Annotated in this window: 12 protein-coding genes; 11 read left to right on the plus strand and 1 reads right to left on the minus strand. The window is 46.9% G+C overall.

Annotated elements, in window-relative coordinates:
- The first annotated feature begins 45 nt into the window (after nucleotides 1-45).
- From zorA1 to HFD94_RS11715, 7 genes are all read left to right on the plus strand, one after another.
- Nucleotides 46-2,235, plus strand: a complete 2,190-nt coding sequence (gene zorA1, locus HFD94_RS11685) for a type I Zorya anti-phage system protein ZorA1 (RefSeq protein ID WP_167433150.1) — start codon at nucleotides 46-48, stop codon at nucleotides 2,233-2,235.
- Between the two features lie 13 nt (nucleotides 2,236-2,248).
- A complete protein-coding gene (zorB1, locus tag HFD94_RS11690) occupies nucleotides 2,249-2,989 on the plus strand; it encodes a type I Zorya anti-phage system protein ZorB1 (protein WP_167433151.1) in 741 nt (246 codons plus the stop codon).
- Nucleotides 2,986-4,668, plus strand: coding sequence for a type I Zorya anti-phage system protein ZorC (gene zorC, locus HFD94_RS11695; protein ID WP_167433152.1), 1,683 nt, complete (start codon nucleotides 2,986-2,988; stop codon nucleotides 4,666-4,668). Before zorB1 ends, zorC begins: the two co-directional genes overlap by 4 nt.
- On the plus strand, nucleotides 4,668-7,910 hold the full coding sequence (gene zorD, locus HFD94_RS11700; protein ID WP_167433153.1) for a type I Zorya anti-phage system protein ZorD: 3,243 nt from the start codon (nucleotides 4,668-4,670) through the stop codon (nucleotides 7,908-7,910). Before zorC ends, zorD begins: the two co-directional genes overlap by 1 nt.
- A 421-nt stretch (nucleotides 7,911-8,331) precedes the next feature.
- On the plus strand, nucleotides 8,332-8,661 hold the full coding sequence (symE, locus tag HFD94_RS11705; RefSeq protein WP_033759760.1) for an endoribonuclease SymE: 330 nt from the start codon (nucleotides 8,332-8,334) through the stop codon (nucleotides 8,659-8,661).
- A gap of 47 nt (nucleotides 8,662-8,708) precedes the next feature.
- Complete coding sequence (locus tag HFD94_RS11710; protein ID WP_167433154.1) at nucleotides 8,709-8,924, plus strand: tlde1 domain-containing protein; 216 nt, start codon at nucleotides 8,709-8,711, stop codon at nucleotides 8,922-8,924.
- A gap of 1,521 nt (nucleotides 8,925-10,445) precedes the next feature.
- Nucleotides 10,446-11,084, plus strand: a complete 639-nt coding sequence (locus tag HFD94_RS11715) for an acyl-homoserine-lactone synthase (RefSeq protein ID WP_167433155.1) — start codon at nucleotides 10,446-10,448, stop codon at nucleotides 11,082-11,084.
- Between the two features lie 14 nt (nucleotides 11,085-11,098).
- Here the strand turns inward: HFD94_RS11715 and HFD94_RS11720 are convergent, their stop codons facing one another.
- Nucleotides 11,099-11,791: a LuxR family transcriptional regulator gene (locus tag HFD94_RS11720; RefSeq protein WP_022625337.1), complete on the minus strand. Its 693-nt coding sequence runs from the start codon at nucleotides 11,789-11,791 to the stop codon at nucleotides 11,099-11,101.
- A gap of 753 nt (nucleotides 11,792-12,544) precedes the next feature.
- On the opposite strand from HFD94_RS11720, the gene HFD94_RS11730 reads away from it, so the two are divergent.
- The 4 genes from HFD94_RS11730 (at nucleotide 12,545) to HFD94_RS11745 (ending at nucleotide 14,807) form a co-directional block, all read left to right on the plus strand.
- Nucleotides 12,545-12,901: a putative T6SS immunity periplasmic lipoprotein gene (locus tag HFD94_RS11730; protein ID WP_062759409.1), complete on the plus strand. Its 357-nt coding sequence runs from the start codon at nucleotides 12,545-12,547 to the stop codon at nucleotides 12,899-12,901.
- 129 nt (nucleotides 12,902-13,030) lie between these two features.
- A complete protein-coding gene (locus tag HFD94_RS11735; protein ID WP_167433156.1) occupies nucleotides 13,031-13,456 on the plus strand; it encodes a hypothetical protein in 426 nt (141 codons plus the stop codon).
- Nucleotides 13,453-14,253: a CDP-diacylglycerol diphosphatase gene (locus tag HFD94_RS11740; protein WP_167433157.1), complete on the plus strand. Its 801-nt coding sequence runs from the start codon at nucleotides 13,453-13,455 to the stop codon at nucleotides 14,251-14,253. Before HFD94_RS11735 ends, HFD94_RS11740 begins: the two co-directional genes overlap by 4 nt.
- 305 nt (nucleotides 14,254-14,558) lie before the next feature.
- Nucleotides 14,559-14,807, plus strand: coding sequence for a CopG family ribbon-helix-helix protein (locus HFD94_RS11745; RefSeq protein ID WP_022625341.1), 249 nt, complete (start codon nucleotides 14,559-14,561; stop codon nucleotides 14,805-14,807).
- Nucleotides 14,808-14,809: the final 2 nt, after the last annotated feature.

The following is a 14,809-nucleotide window of genomic DNA, read 5'->3' on the forward strand; positions in this document are numbered from 1 at the left end:
TGCCGATGGTTATCCTGTCGTCTTTTTTATCTAACAGGTAAAACTATGTCCTGGCTTAATTCCATTTTATTGGCGCTAACATCTGTGCAACCTTATATGGTGCCACTAACTGTCATCAGTCTGGTCTTTGTTTCTTTTATCTGTTTTATGATCTTTTATCTTTTCAAATCAGTTGTGATTGTTAAACGTCTGAAAAAATATACTCAGTCAGTTAATAACGTTGAAAACAATGAACCTGAAGATCAACTTCAGCATCTGAAAAGTTTATTTGTACAGCCCGAGCTAAAACATGCCTGGAACGAGTTTGCTGACTCTCTTCACCCGCAATATGAGCTGGTCGGTAGTGAAGAAAAAATTGTCAAAATTCGCGCTACTGCCCCAAGCGCAAGCTTTTTCTCTGAGCAGCAGCTGGTGGATATTCCACTCAACACCGAGTTTTTTAAACATCTTCCCGGTATACTTACTGGCATGGGGATTATCGGGACATTCTATGGACTAATGATTGGCCTGAATCACTTTGACCCCAGCACGCCGGAGCAGGTCACCAGCAGCGTCAATAACCTGCTGCACGATGTGCTATACGCCTTCCTCGGCTCTGCCGTCGCGATTTTCGCTTCCATTTTAGTCACTTGGCTGGAGAAGTTCTCTCTGGCGAAATGCTACAAACATCTGGAAAAGTTTACCGCTTCCATCGACAAGCTCTATATCAGCGGCGTAGGTGAGGAATATCTCGCCTCACTGGTAAAGTCCAGCAACGAAAGCGCAACCCAGGCGCGTCATCTGAAAGAGAGTCTGGTCACCGATCTTCGCGATATGCTGCTGCACCTCGCCGAGAGCCAGAAAGTTGAAAATGAACGCCTGGCGAATACATTAAGCAACACCTACCGCGAATCAGGTGCACAGTTTGCCGACCAGGTCAGTGGCGCAATTGAAAATAGTCTAAAGTCACCGCTGGAAAAAATCGCGGGTGCAGTTCAGACCGCCAGCGGCGATCAAAGTGGCATGGTACAGAATATGCTCCAGGATGTGCTGACCGCATTTATGGCGAAACTTGATACCACCTTTGGTCAGCAGTTTACAAACCTGAACGACATGATGGGGCAAACCGTTGGCGCTATTCAAACAATGCAAACCGGTTTTGCCACGTTATTACAGGACATGCGTCAGGTGAGCGATGATTCCCGCCAGGGCAGCGCGCAGCTCATTGAGCAACTGTTATCAGAGATGAAAACTGGCCAGCAAGCTATGCAGGCTGGCATGAATGACATGCTCACCAGCCTTCAGGCCTCGGTGGCTAAAATTGGCGCGGAAGGTGAAGGTGCCGGTGAACGAATGGCTCGCCAACTGGAAAAAATGTTCGCTGATAGTGAGGCGCGAGAAAAAGCCCAGGCAGAACATATGACCGCCTTTATTCAAGCCATTCAGAATTCAGTGCAGCAGGGACAAAGCGCCACAATGGAAAAAATGGCAGCCTCTGTCGAGTCGCTTACTGAACAAATGGGTAGCCTGTTTGGGCAGATTGATAAGGGTCAGCAACAGATTTCAGCGACTCAGCAAGCGAATCAGCAGTCACTGCACGAACAGACGCAACGTGTGATGAGTGATGTAGACGATCAGATTAAACAACTGATCGATACTGTTGCCAACCAGCATCAGGGAACGACAGAAACACTTCGCTTGCTCGCAGAACTAACCAACCGACAAATTCAGGATATGCAAAACGGCGCGGACAAAATGCGTCTGGCTGCCGAACGCTTTGAACATGCAGGTGATCGGGTGTCGGAAGCAAACCACCTTACCGCTGACGTGTTGAATAAAGCGCAATCGGCCGGTTCATCACTCTCCCTTGCCACCAGCGAACTTACTTCTGTTGTGGCTGATTATCGTAACAACCGGGAAGCTGTTAGCAAATCCATTGCCATGCTGGAGCTGCTCGCCGCAAATACGCAGTCTGAACAAACCACCCGCAACAAATTCATCGCCGATCTTCAGCTACATGGCGAGCGTCTGCAGGGCTATAACCGTGAAGCACAGGCTTTTATGGAAAATGTCAGTGATGTGCTCGGGAAAGGGTTTGAAGACTTCTCTGAAGGTGTTTTGCGCAGCCTGGATAAAACGCTGGGTAAACTGGACGTCGAAATGGCGAAGGCCTCTACTCTGCTCGCGGGTTCTGTTGAACAGATTGGAGAGAGCGTCAGCGAGCTTGATGATGTCCTGTCACGCGTTCGTGCCTAAGGGGTGACAGCTGATGTTTGGAAATGCATTTGGCGTTAAGAAACGCCGCAGCGATGAAGCAGAGAAACCCTTCTGGATCTCCTATGCCGATTTGATGACGGCCATGATGGTATTGTTTTTGGTGGTTATGGTAGCGTCATTGAGTTCTGTCACACAGCGTATTCAACGTGCGGAGGAAGGGGAAAAAGTCAGGGGAAAGGATATCGCCAGATTATGTGAACGCCTTGAGCTTCATGCCCGAAATGTGAACAAAACCATCGTGGTCGACTGCCACGATAACCGTATCAGCTTCGGCGAGGCAGGTCGTTTCGATCACAACCGGTTTTTCCTTAACGCTGAAGGGCAAAAAGCGTTGCAGGATGTCGTCCCCCTGGTGCTGGATGCAGCTGATAGTGAAGAAGGCAAGAAGTGGTTTAAGCAGATCGTCATTGAAGGATTTACCGATACCGATGGTTCGTATCTTTACAACTTACATCTTTCCCTTCAGCGCTCTGAGTGGGTTATGTGCAGTTTGCTTGATAGCCGCAGTCCTCTGCAAAACAGCATTTCTACAGAGCAGCAAATCCAGATTCGTAAGCTTTTTCTGGCAGGTGGCGTTTCGTTTAATAATGCGAAAGAGAGCAAGGAAGCTAGCCGCCGTGTTGAGTTACGCATGCAGTTCTTTGGGCTTAAGGATAAACGTGATGGACTCAATGAGTTAGATTTCCCTTCGGTGGTTAATAAAGAAGTTTGCCAGCTGGTAATGCCACTATGACGCCTGCACTAAGTTCTCTTTCTCAACGCATTGCCTCGAGACTCTCTTCCGGACAACGGGATGACCATTATCTGCATAACGATTTCCAAGCGCTGGCCTCCGCTGCTCTCGACATGGAAAAGCGTTTTGATAAGGCAGATAAAATCCCTTCACCGCCGCAAGAAATGCGGCTGGCGGCCCTGCGTCGCCTTCGCCTTGCACAAGAACTAACAGAGCGAGAGTGGCGGATGGTGTTTTATGGGCTCGCCGATAATGACCCATCATATCCAGATCGGCCAATACTGCTTGAGGATGATGCGTTTTTCCCTGAAGTAAACAATGCAATCAAAAAGCGGCTTGAAACTAAAACCCTAAAACGCCGAGACTGGGCCGCACTCTGTTCAAGCTATTTTGCTTACCAGAACCCATCACCTGAGACAAATCCACACTGGTGCATACTGCGTAATCATATAGCTCAGGGTTACCTGGTGGTGAAAGCAGCTATACGACGAGAAAAATCGTGGATGAAAACCATTGAGTTTTATCACGATATTTTTACTCCTCAGGCAGGAGGCGTGATCTCCAGACAGTTACTTGCGGGGGATAACAATTCACTCTCATCATTAGAAAAAATCGCGCAAATTCCTGATAGCAGTTGGTTGTGGAAACGTATTTTCACAGTGCTTTTGGCGCAACTGGACACGCTCGACGATCCCCAGTTTCTGGACAAAATTAGCTGGTTGTTAGGCCTGGCTGCCCAGTGGGTACGTTTCCGTGATGACATCATAACTGCGATCCTGACTCGCTATTACCATTCTATATATCGTGATCAGGCTCATTCAGCTTTGAAGCAGGCCGCGCTGGAATACTGGGATAATCCGCAACTAAAAAGCCAGCAGAATAAATGGCATCAGTATGTCTCTGAGCCAGTGGCTGCGATGGTCCGGGGCTGGCTGGCTAAACAAGATCTGATGCATTTCTTTGAATTGCTGCGGGGTAATGGCGATGTTGATCAGGCACGATTGCACTATTGGCTGCGTTTCGCTAACCAGATGGGATTTACCCGTATCGTCATGGGACCTGATGCCTGGCAAGATCGGGGCAGCGATTTCGTGAAATTCCGCGAAGAGAATAAGGGACGTTTGAGTTACTTACGAGGCGGACGCAGCTTTGATAACGCCATGATTATGCAGATCAACGATTATCTGTTCGTTGAGTTTTCCGGGACAGGTAATGCGATGTATGCCTATCGAATAGGTCACTCGCCGTTTAATCCTGAATCACGCACGCTTGATATCAATATTCATTTAAAAGATCAGGGACGCTGCGCGCTCAGGCTGCCCCATGCACCTCGTGCTGAAGGATATAACAAAGTCCGTATAACCGGCTGGATGTTGAAATACGACGATGAGCTACGCAAGTTGGGCATTCGGTGGATGGCAGAAGAACCCGTCAAGTTTGTCGATAAAAAAGCGTCCTCTCCCGCCTCTATGTCCGACATCAAAATCATCAACCCATTGCGAGATACAGCTATACAGCATCTGGTTGAAGATGCTTCATGTATCGTCAGCGATAATCGACAAAAAGGCGGAGTGCTGTCCGTACAGCTTAAAATGCCTGATGACGCAATAGAAAGAGAATTGTTACGACTAGGTTTTGCGCCTGTGACAAAAGAACCACATCGTTATTGGATCAAATAATGCTGAAACGTCTGTTAAGTAAACTGGCGGGAAACCGTCAGCAGATAGAACGCCACCTAAAGAATCAATACCAGGTTGAGGAAAACGGACTCAGCTTTCCGCTATTGTTGGTTGATAATTCGCAGCTTTGGGCATTGGCATCCTGGCTTGAACAACTGGCTGAAGAAGACTATCTGATATCACTTACAGACCGGTGGTTGTTGAGTTGGGACGCACTATATCGCCTGCTGGAGGATAAGGAACATGCCAGCAGCCTGCCTCTTATCGGTGTACCTGACGTACTGCCTTTACGCGCAAGTCTGAGTTCACGAGGTGCGTTAAGCGATAGCGATTTTCGCGTCTGGATTGCTGAATGGGCCACGCTTCCAGCCCGCAAGCCGATCCGTTTCAGTCGTACCGGTGCCATTTTAACCCATGAAAATCAGCAATCCCTGTTATCGCGGCAAAACTGGGCACTCATACAGGCAACAGAACAACTCAGTGCACAGCAAAATCAGACTCCTGGTGAAACCACTAACCAGTTGGGATGGGCCGCTATCCGCAAATGTGCGAAGCAAGCAGCCGCAAAATTTGATGATTATTTAGAAAAAACGCATGTCGTCAAACCAACTTCATTGTCATTACGGCTGCGTAAAGCAACGGTTGCCGATACTGCTGTTATCGAAATTGAGCCCCATTTCGAGGACCAGCCTGCTAACTGGCTGGGCAGTTTTGACAAGAATTCGCAGGTTCACGATAGCTATCGTATCCCCGGCGAGAATGGCGAACTCAGCCACGTCATCATCCCTCCCGAAGTGAAAGAAGTCCTGAATTCAATACACTCGATCCCAGGCCGTCGAGTGGCCGGAAGTGAAGCGCTTTCCTTTGTTCGCAACCCTTATACCTTCCTTGGTGAAGATGCCGCCGGTGTTATTGCCCCTGAAGAACATGAACAGGCGCTGTTTGATGCCAGGATTTTCTTTCATCATTTCAAGCTTCAGCCTCGCCAAAATGATGAGCAAAAAATAGAGGATATAACGTTAGTTCTGGAGCCGGTCTCGCCAGTACCACAACCGGAGGTGTCATTCCTCTTCTCCGCCCCATGGGAGCTGGATAAATTTGTTCAGGCTCTGGGTATCAGCTTCGCTGCACAGATGCCTGCAGGGTCATGGCATGGTTATGAGCTGGAATTAAGTCGGTTCACTGAACAGCAGTGGCACGATTGCCAGGCCCTTCTAACTCGCTGGCAGCAAGAAATTGAAGGAAAAGAATTTAGCGATGTGCTGGATATTGCGAAATATGGCGATCGCGTGATTGGCATCGGTGAATTTGAAAAAATCTCTTCTCCCTGGCTGACCAAAGCGCAGAGTGAAGACTGGCTTCCTGATGACATCGATTTCTCCGCGTTTTCAGTCGAAACACTGGCTGGCTGGCAACCTGAAAACCTTCACCACTTTGGTGAACTGCAGGAGAGAATTACTCTGGCAGAAGCTGCTGGTGAAACGCATGTCACCGCGCCATGGAATGACAGTCAATTACCGCTGGATACCGCTAAAATCTTCAGTAAAAACTGGGAAAAACAACAGAATACGGCAAATGAATCCCAGGGAAACATTGCCGATCAAGAAGCCCGAGCCGTACTCAAAATTGAGCAGAATATTGAAGAAGCGGCCTACATTAAACAGCGCCGCAATTCACTTCTCAATGCGCGTCATTCAGAACCTGAAATTCCTCTGAGCCTTAAAGAGCATATTCGGCTCAAGGACCATCAGCGTGAAGGCGTAGCCTGGCTCCAGCAACTCTTCCTTCGCTCTCCGGAGGAAACCGCAGGTTGCCTGCTGGCAGATGATATGGGGCTTGGGAAAACGCTGCAAATTCTGAGCTTTCTGGTATGGTTCATTGAAAAATTCCCGCAAGAACCGCCAAGTCTCATTGTTGCTCCAGTCTCTCTTTTAGATAACTGGGAACGTGAACTGGACAATTTCTTCTATACCGCAGGAATACCGGTATTGAAATTGTATGGCGAGACCATTAAAGCGGTGAAATATCCCAAACAGACTATCCCTGCTCATCTGCAGTCTCAGGGGATCAAAAACCTGCTTAAACCTGGCTGGCAGGGTGAGGCGAAAATCATACTGACAACCTACGAAATGCTTCGCGACCAGGAGTTTTCTCTGGCACGCCAGCCGTGGTCCATTATGGTGTGCGACGAGGCACAAAAAATAAAAAACCCAGCTGCTTTAATTACACATGCGGCCAACGCGGTACAAGCCAGGTTTAAAGTGGCATGCACAGGAACGCCTGTCGAAAACACACTTGTCGACCTGTGGAGCTTATTTGATTTTGCCCAGCCAGGATTGTTAGGGGCACTAAATGAATTTGGTAAACATTATGTTCGCCCCATCGAGAACGAAGATGGCCGCGATACGGAACGGCTGGAAAGCCTGCGGGCGCTGATAGAACCACAGACTTTACGCCGAACCAAAGAAGAGGTTGCACGTGATCTGCCGCAAAAAATTGAAGTGACAAACTGTAAACAGCTAAAATTTTGCGGACCTCAAAAGCAGTTGTATCTTTCCTCTATCGCCACCTGGCAACAGCAACAAGCGTTAAGTGAGGGTATGCAACAGGCTGGTACAGGGATGTTAGGGTTATTACATCGACTCAAGCTCATTTGTGCGCATCCAGCAGTTGTTAACCCAGAGCCTCGCTATAGGGAAGGGTCACCAAAGCTTAACTGGATGTTGAAAACGCTTGATGAAATTAAGCACACCAGTAAAGACAAGGTGATTATTTTCACTGAACTACGAGACCTACAACGCGAGATACAGCATGCGATTCAGCAGCGGTTTGGCTTCCGTCCGGTTATCATCAATGGCGACACCAGTACTAAAAGTCAGAGCCAATATAGTCGCCAACGATTGATTGATGATTTCCAGTCCCAGCCGGGTTTTGGTGTAATTATTCTCTCTACAGTCGCAGTTGGATTTGGGGTTAACGTCCAGAAAGCTAACCATGTTATTCATTTCACGCGCTGCTGGAATCCAGCTAAGGAAGATCAGGCAACTGACAGGGCGTACCGAATTGGACAAACTAAAGAGGTTTTTGTCTATTACCCGACGGTTAGGGATTCTGAAATAAAAACATTCGAAGAAACACTAGACGAACTCCTTCAGCGTCGTCGGGCATTAGCCAGGGATATGCTCTGCGCTACTCCTGACTTGAATAGTGCAGATTTTGAGAACGTTTTAAAAGGGGCGTAGCTGTACTTTTCAGTAATCGAATAAATGGTAATTTGTAGCTTTTACTTCGCGCATTAATCGATGAAAAGTATTTAAAATCTGATAGGCTGTCTACAGCGTCGCTAGCGTTGCTAGCGTTGCTAGCGTTGCTAGAAAAAATTAAATCCAAATGTGCAGTCAGTACAGTTAAAAAATCTCCGTGTAAAAAAATTCTTATTGTTGTTTTCTTTGCGCACCTTTCTGGTGCGCTTATTATTATTTCCTGCCAGAAAAAACTTACGCTTTATATTAAAATGATTTTATAACTTACTTATTTCACTCTGTTTTTAGCTGGACTTTCTTCTCTTTCCTGATGATATATACAGGTATTTAGCGCGGTGCGGATGTGCGCCAACACACCCGCGCCGCTAATCACAATCACTATTTATAGGGAATAGTAATCATGACTGACGCCCATTCTATTGCACAACTGTCTGAACCAGAAGTCTCGCCAGCAAATAACCGGAAATTAACCGTTAGCTATGCAAGCCGCTATCCGGATTACAGCCGGATACCCGCCATCACCATGAAAGGACAATGGCTGGAAGCTGCCGGTTTTGCCACTGGCACAGCAGTAGATGTAAAGGTAATGGAAGGTTGTATTGTGCTCACCGCCCGGCAGGAGAGCGAACTGATGCAGTCTCTGCGCCAGGTATGCAAGTTGTCGGCGCGGAAACAAAAGCAGGTTCAGGAGTTTATTCAGGTTATTGCCGGTAAACAGAAAGTCGTCTGAGTGTAAAACCGCTCCCGACATCGTATCGGGAGCGGTTAACTATCAGGATGCGTAAAGTAGAGCGAGGGAATTTCAGACTACATCCTCGCGGGCCTCTTGGTGTATCTTTAGGTTGTATCACTTTGCAACACAGAACTGATTTCATCGCTATTCGGCAAGCATTACTCTCTACTTCACAAGTGAAATTACGTAATGGACTAATGTCTTTTGGCACAATTGAGGTGGTTTTAAATGGAAGCAAAACGTGTCCCAGCGGGGTTTAGAATCCTTATCGCAGTATCTTTGTTTGTAATGACGTTCCTTCTGGTAAGACCGTCAGATCCATCGACACAAGGAGAGCAGCAGTTTTGGACAGAGTTAGCAAAGCTATTTAATCAACGCGATATTGAGGGTTTCGTGGGGATTGCGCTATTAGTGATCTGTACAATGATAACGCTCATCGGTTATCAGATTATAGTCAGAGTCATTGAGAAGCGACTTAACACTAAGCAATGATTTTATAAGATGTGAATTAGCTCTGGCAGAAGTAAAAAAATTACTTATAAATTGAATCATGTAAATTCGCTCACATTGTGCATTAAATTATTATAACATGTACGGCTAACTCTTAGATTTTCTTGCCAAAAAATACGTGCATGCGCAATTGATTGAGTTGCATTGTAACCTGCTCACTGTTTTCTGGTGTATCCACCACCGGGACATCGGATTTTCGTTGCCTGATTGTTTAATTTACTTTCCTGCAGTCCGATTATCCCCCTGGGAATGAAAGAGAAAACACAGGGATGTTTATACGGGATTGAGCCTGCCAGAAAACCGTCTTATTTGTCTGTCGAGGAATAATCTTTCGCCGGAATCGTTTGAACGTATCATAAGCCCTTTTGCTGCATGGCGCCACGCCGGACAGGACTACCAGTTTGATGATCGCTGACATCACCAGCGCTATAACGTCAATATCAAACCACAATCCAGGTATCCCCTTGCCGGAACGCTTTCCAGACACGGAGAGCGGTCAAAGGAACAATTAAAAGCCATGATAGAGTGTGGTGATGTGGTATGCCTGAATGATGTGTCTGTTCTGTCCGCCGGGCTGTTTTACATTGTTGACAAAGGTAAGTTAATTTTCGGCAATGAAAATGCCTTCAGATTCGGTGGAGCGGAAACATTATCGGTGCGTTTAATCACTGCAGTGAGTAAGCGCGATCACTTACGCTCTGACGGAAAACCTGCACCAACCTCATTAAGGCAGTTCCGCGAGGGAGGCGGGAGATAGCCAGCCAAGAACCTACGGAACGCTTAACATCAAAAACGTCGGCCGTTACTCACTGCTGGCGGTATCTGTAACGATAATAGTGAGGGGCTTCGTATAACGGCTGAACAGTTTGGTGGCCATGTCTTCAGCAACTGATAAGTGTCAGACGGGGAAACCCCCGGTTAACCTGTATCACAGATTAGATAATAGTTGCTTTAGTCAATGCAACAGGAAAGCTTGCCCCTTAAAATTATAAAGGGCAATAATTAAACTATAGTTAATTGATGTTTTTCGTATTTTAATATAATTATCGTTTGAGCGCTTATTGCACTCTGTACCCGGTACCTGAAATATCAGATAATCGCGGGTGGGTTTTCCCTGGTGTTGACTTGGTCTTTGACCTCCTGACCGCTAAGCATGGTGAGTGCCCGGTGGTCAGGTACTTTTTTAAGTATAGGGTCTGCGCAGGTGTAATAAAAGCTGTCTTAAAAGACAGGGGTAATGGTTCCCATGTGTGATTATCAGGAATGAATGAATGAATTCTGCTATTGAGTTTTTTTTGCGTGATTACGATGAATTTCCGCCAGAATTATCAACCGAACTCTACCGGCTCAGAAAAAAAACATTTCGTGAGAGGCTCGACTGGAAAGTCGAATGTATTGACGGCATGGAAAAGGATCAATTTGACAACGAAAATACGACTTACCTGCTGGGCATGCATAACGGGAAGTTGCTATGTGGTGCACGGTTTATAGATTCGACACAGCCGACGATGATGAGCGAAATTTTTCATGAATATTTCGAGGGTATAAGTGGTCTCCCCACAGATATCCCCTGTTGTGAGATTAGCCGGCTGTTTTTAGATAAAGAAAGACGTGATTCTGCAGGCCTGCATGGCTTGCCCGCCAGTAAAGTATTATTCCTTGCAATGATTTTTTATTGCATGAAGAGAAACTATCGGGGGATGTACGCTGTGGCAAGTCGCGGCATGTATGCAATATTTCGCCATGCGAACTGGAAAATAGAAGTTATTCAGAAAGGCCTTTCTGAAAAAGGGGAAGTTATCTACTACATTTTCATGCCTGCCAGCATGAGCATCGTGGAAGATATTATCACCAGGGACAAAGCCAGTGGCTGGCTTCGTGAGATGTCCCGGCATTTACGCCATCTTTAACCAGTAATGTTGACTCAGTTGTCCAGCAGCCGGAGCTCCGTCCCTAGTTTTACCGCATGTGTGGCGTTATTCACTCCGAGCTTTTTCATGACGTTGCCCATATGAAATTTTACGGTGCGTTCCGCAATAGATAAAATGACCGCAACTTCGGCGTATGTTTTCCCGGCGCCGACCCACTTAAGTATTTGGCGCTCACGCGGTGACAAAAAAACGTTCTTTTTCTGATGGTGTTGACTGTATAAGTTAAGCGTTTTCTGATGCAATTTAATAAGAAAACTAACTATTTTCGAACGATTTTTTTCCATGTCAATACCAGAATCTTTCTGACTGATAATGGATAGCAAAGCCAGGTTGTTCAGGTAGTCATGCAGAGGGAATGTCTGCCCCTGGAAAATATTATATTGAAAACTTTCATTGAAAATTCGCGTGAGATTGTAGCCGCCTGACAGAATGACGTTGTTTTCCCAAAAAAAATCTTCAACACAACGTAAACTCTGAATGATGACAGGATCAATAAACTGATACTTTCTTTCAAGGTATATATCGAACCACTCAGGGTTGTTATTAATAATACGCATCTGTGAAGGGTCTTTCTTGTTCATAATGGCGTAGGCATAGATAATACCCTTGTAATCCTCAAAGAATGCATTCAGTTCATTCTGGATTAACAAATTGATTCTTGTATCATTGTAGTATGTATCCTTCACGTCAGTTTCTACCTCCGGGATGAGTGGATAAACCAGTATAATCCGCTTCGTTAGCTGTTGCTAATCGTATTTTAAACCAGTTAAAGGACAGTGCAAATCACATCTGCCAGCAATATCCTGGATATTTTTGCTTTACAAAACGGATGGAAAGACCAGCTTACAAGACTACAGATGAATTATCGGGATTCACAAAAATCTGCGGGGACAGCAGGAACATTCGAATAATGATTCGCGATTTTAAGTTATTGCTGACTGGAGTGAACCGACAGCAGCATTTTTCATAACAAAAATCATGCTGGCAGGCGTAATTAAACAGACACCGAGTCAGTATCTGACTGCTGACGGTTTTTAAATCCTGATGCTTATGCTCCCCTTCGGCTCCCCGGCGTTACCGGGTCGTCAGTTCTGCTGCGCTAACCCCTGTGGGTTTCGGACATAGGGCCTGATGGCAAACGTTCAGGTCAACCCTGCAGCCGGCTTAACGTCTGCGCTTTCACTGGCCATATAGGTGATGACAAGCGAGTGTTAATCAGCAGGAGGCACATCAGGTCGTGTAAGTAGGCCGGTAATCTGATTACTCTCCTGAACAGCAAGCCTCTATTTTAGCTCACTATTGGTTACTACTGGTTTATGGGATTGATAAGTGGTTTTTCTATCAGAGGCCAGGGGCATGGGGATGTACAGGGGCAATGATATGTTGCAGGATGTCCCCACGCTTTCTCAGAAAATCGTAACAGGGAAGGGGCGTTAATCATGAAAAACATGATGATGCTGGGTGTCGTATTTCTCTTAACGGGATGCCCTGGGCCTGGCGACCGAATGGTGGAGCGCGAATCTACAACGGCATTTATCAAAGACAAGCAAGTTTGTGTGGTGTCGCCACTGGAGCCACAAGAAAGGATTACTGCCATTCAAATCAACAGCGATAAAAGCAACTCCCTTCACAAGGTTTTTGATGACAAACCTGTTTATATTCCAAAAGGTGAGTGCCTTCCTGTGTTTGGATTTAAGTTCACAACTGGAGATCGTTACTATTTCGCCTATGATGTTCAATCTGATAAATCAGCGTCGCATTTAGTCACTGCTGATTTTTCTTATCCAAAAGAATAGGGGCATAACGGCCCTTTGATTCTCATAAACGCACGCATGTCATCAGGCCAGGCTTAACGACTTCACATCTGCGGTAGTTAAGGTAGTTACCAATGATGGGACATCACTCTTATTCATGGGGGCGAGGCAATGAAAAACCTGTTTAAGTGGTCCGCACTTGTGGCTGCCACCGTCCTCATTCTCATTGGCTTGTTTGTCTGGCTTGTTGCATCGGGCTCTGATGAAACGACTGTCTATAAAGAAAATGACTTCTTCAGCTATCACACACTGACAGACAAGGACATTGAAAACGCGCCGCGTATAACGGACAACTACTATTTTGAAGCGCACCCTGGCGACGGTTACTCACCTTCAAATAGCATCATATTTAAGGGGGCTACAGATACTGCATCGCTGCAGGCTTATCTCGAAAAGCTGGGATACATGAAGCAAAATCGCAGTCTGGGCGAGAAGGAAATATGGGCAAGGCCTGATCAGTTGGATGGGGATCAGTTCTATCTGTACTTTAATCCCACAACCCATGAGGTTGAGCTGACCAGGGTTCTGAATAATTGAGTAGCCTGAACGGGAAATTGTTGTGGCGATGCCGTTCTCTGTCGCTGGTCATCGTGCTGCTGCTGGCGGGATGCGCTCGCTCTGACGCGCTGTGGACGGTCACGCATGACCTCTGCATGAATAACTATCACTATCGTCGCGATCCGGCTCCCTGCCAGCAAATCTATCTGCCGCAGGACAACACGCAGGGCTACAGCATCATCCAGAATCCTCGCCACAGGCTGCACTTTATTCTGGTGCCTACGGTGGCGATGTCCGGCATTGAGAGCATTGCGCTGTCGCGCCCCGGACGTCCCGATTATTTCGGCTACGCCTGGTTAATGCGTTATCGTCTGATGGCGGCCTATGGCGCTAAAGTGCCTGAGGATCGCCTCGGCATGGCGCTGAATTCCGCTTATGGCCGCAGCCAGAATCAACTGCATATTCATCTGACCTGCCTGCGGGAAGATGTCTATCGCCAGCTTCAGGCCGAGCGCCCCTTTATTAATAATGACTGGCGACCCTTGCCCGACCGATTGCTGAACCACACCTACTACGTCCGTCGCGTTATGCAGCCGACGGCGATGGGGATCTATCCTGTCTCCTCCGTAGCACGCCATTTCCGGCTGTCGCCGCCGCAGCTGGCAGAGTCTGGTGTGGCGCTCATTCCGGCGACGTTTTCGGGAGAGAAAGGGTTTATCCTGCTAACTACCCGGCGCGGCTGGGATAAGGGCAATCGGGCTTCCGTTGAGTCGCTGCTGGATAAACGCTGCGCTATTCTTTCAGCGCCGCCAGCTGACGTTGCAGTCGGGAAGTAACTAAACCTTATCACCCTTAATCCTTCACCGACCCAGCCACTCTGCTGTAATCAAATGCTCTGCCAGCAAGAACCCGACTGACGAGGACGATCGCCCGTCCATCGGTTTCGTAAACATTGAAACAGGTTCGTGTCCGCCCAATATAGTGAGATCGCATAGTCATTTATCAGACCAGTCCATAGGTGACAATTAGTGCGAAACAAACCTCAGGATGCTGCCCGCAAAATAAGCTCTGATGTTTTTATAGACAAACCCAAGTTAGACTTAATAAAAGTTATTAACTGTTATTAAAAGAGGTGATCACTATGGGTTCTCTTACAAAACAGACCATTAGCGCACAAATACCCACCGATTTGGCTAATGCTGTAGAAAATCTGGCTGTGGAGCTGGATCGTTCTAAAAGCTGGATCATCAAGGAAGCGTTGACCACCATGCTGGCTGAAAGGGAACGGCGTCATCAGAGCATTCAGGCTGGTCTTGCCGATGTAGATGCCGGGCGTGTAGTAAGTCACTCTGACCTTGTTGAATTTGGTAATCGTTTAAAGAAAAGCTGATA

Source organism: Pantoea sp. EKM20T, from assembly GCF_011800485.1.
GTDB lineage: Bacteria > Pseudomonadota > Gammaproteobacteria > Enterobacterales > Enterobacteriaceae > Pantoea > Pantoea agglomerans.

Bases quoted from the DNA above. Each gene is read 5' to 3' on its own strand.
- zorB1 (WP_167433151.1), top strand. From the start codon at position 2,249: ATGTTTGGAAATGCATTTGGCGTTAAGAAACGCCGCAGCGATGAAGCA.
- zorA1 (WP_167433150.1), top strand. From the start codon at position 46: ATGTCCTGGCTTAATTCCATTTTATTGGCGCTAACATCTGTGCAACCT.
- HFD94_RS11745 (WP_022625341.1), top strand. From the start codon at position 14,559: ATGGGTTCTCTTACAAAACAGACCATTAGCGCACAAATACCCACCGAT.
- HFD94_RS11710 (WP_167433154.1), top strand. From the start codon at position 8,709: ATGCGTAAAGTAGAGCGAGGGAATTTCAGACTACATCCTCGCGGGCCT.
- HFD94_RS11730 (WP_062759409.1), top strand. From the start codon at position 12,545: ATGAAAAACATGATGATGCTGGGTGTCGTATTTCTCTTAACGGGATGC.
- zorD (WP_167433153.1), top strand. From the start codon at position 4,668: ATGCTGAAACGTCTGTTAAGTAAACTGGCGGGAAACCGTCAGCAGATA.
- zorC (WP_167433152.1), top strand. From the start codon at position 2,986: ATGACGCCTGCACTAAGTTCTCTTTCTCAACGCATTGCCTCGAGACTC.
- HFD94_RS11715 (WP_167433155.1), top strand. From the start codon at position 10,446: ATGAATTCTGCTATTGAGTTTTTTTTGCGTGATTACGATGAATTTCCG.
- HFD94_RS11735 (WP_167433156.1), top strand. From the start codon at position 13,031: ATGAAAAACCTGTTTAAGTGGTCCGCACTTGTGGCTGCCACCGTCCTC.
- symE (WP_033759760.1), top strand. From the start codon at position 8,332: ATGACTGACGCCCATTCTATTGCACAACTGTCTGAACCAGAAGTCTCG.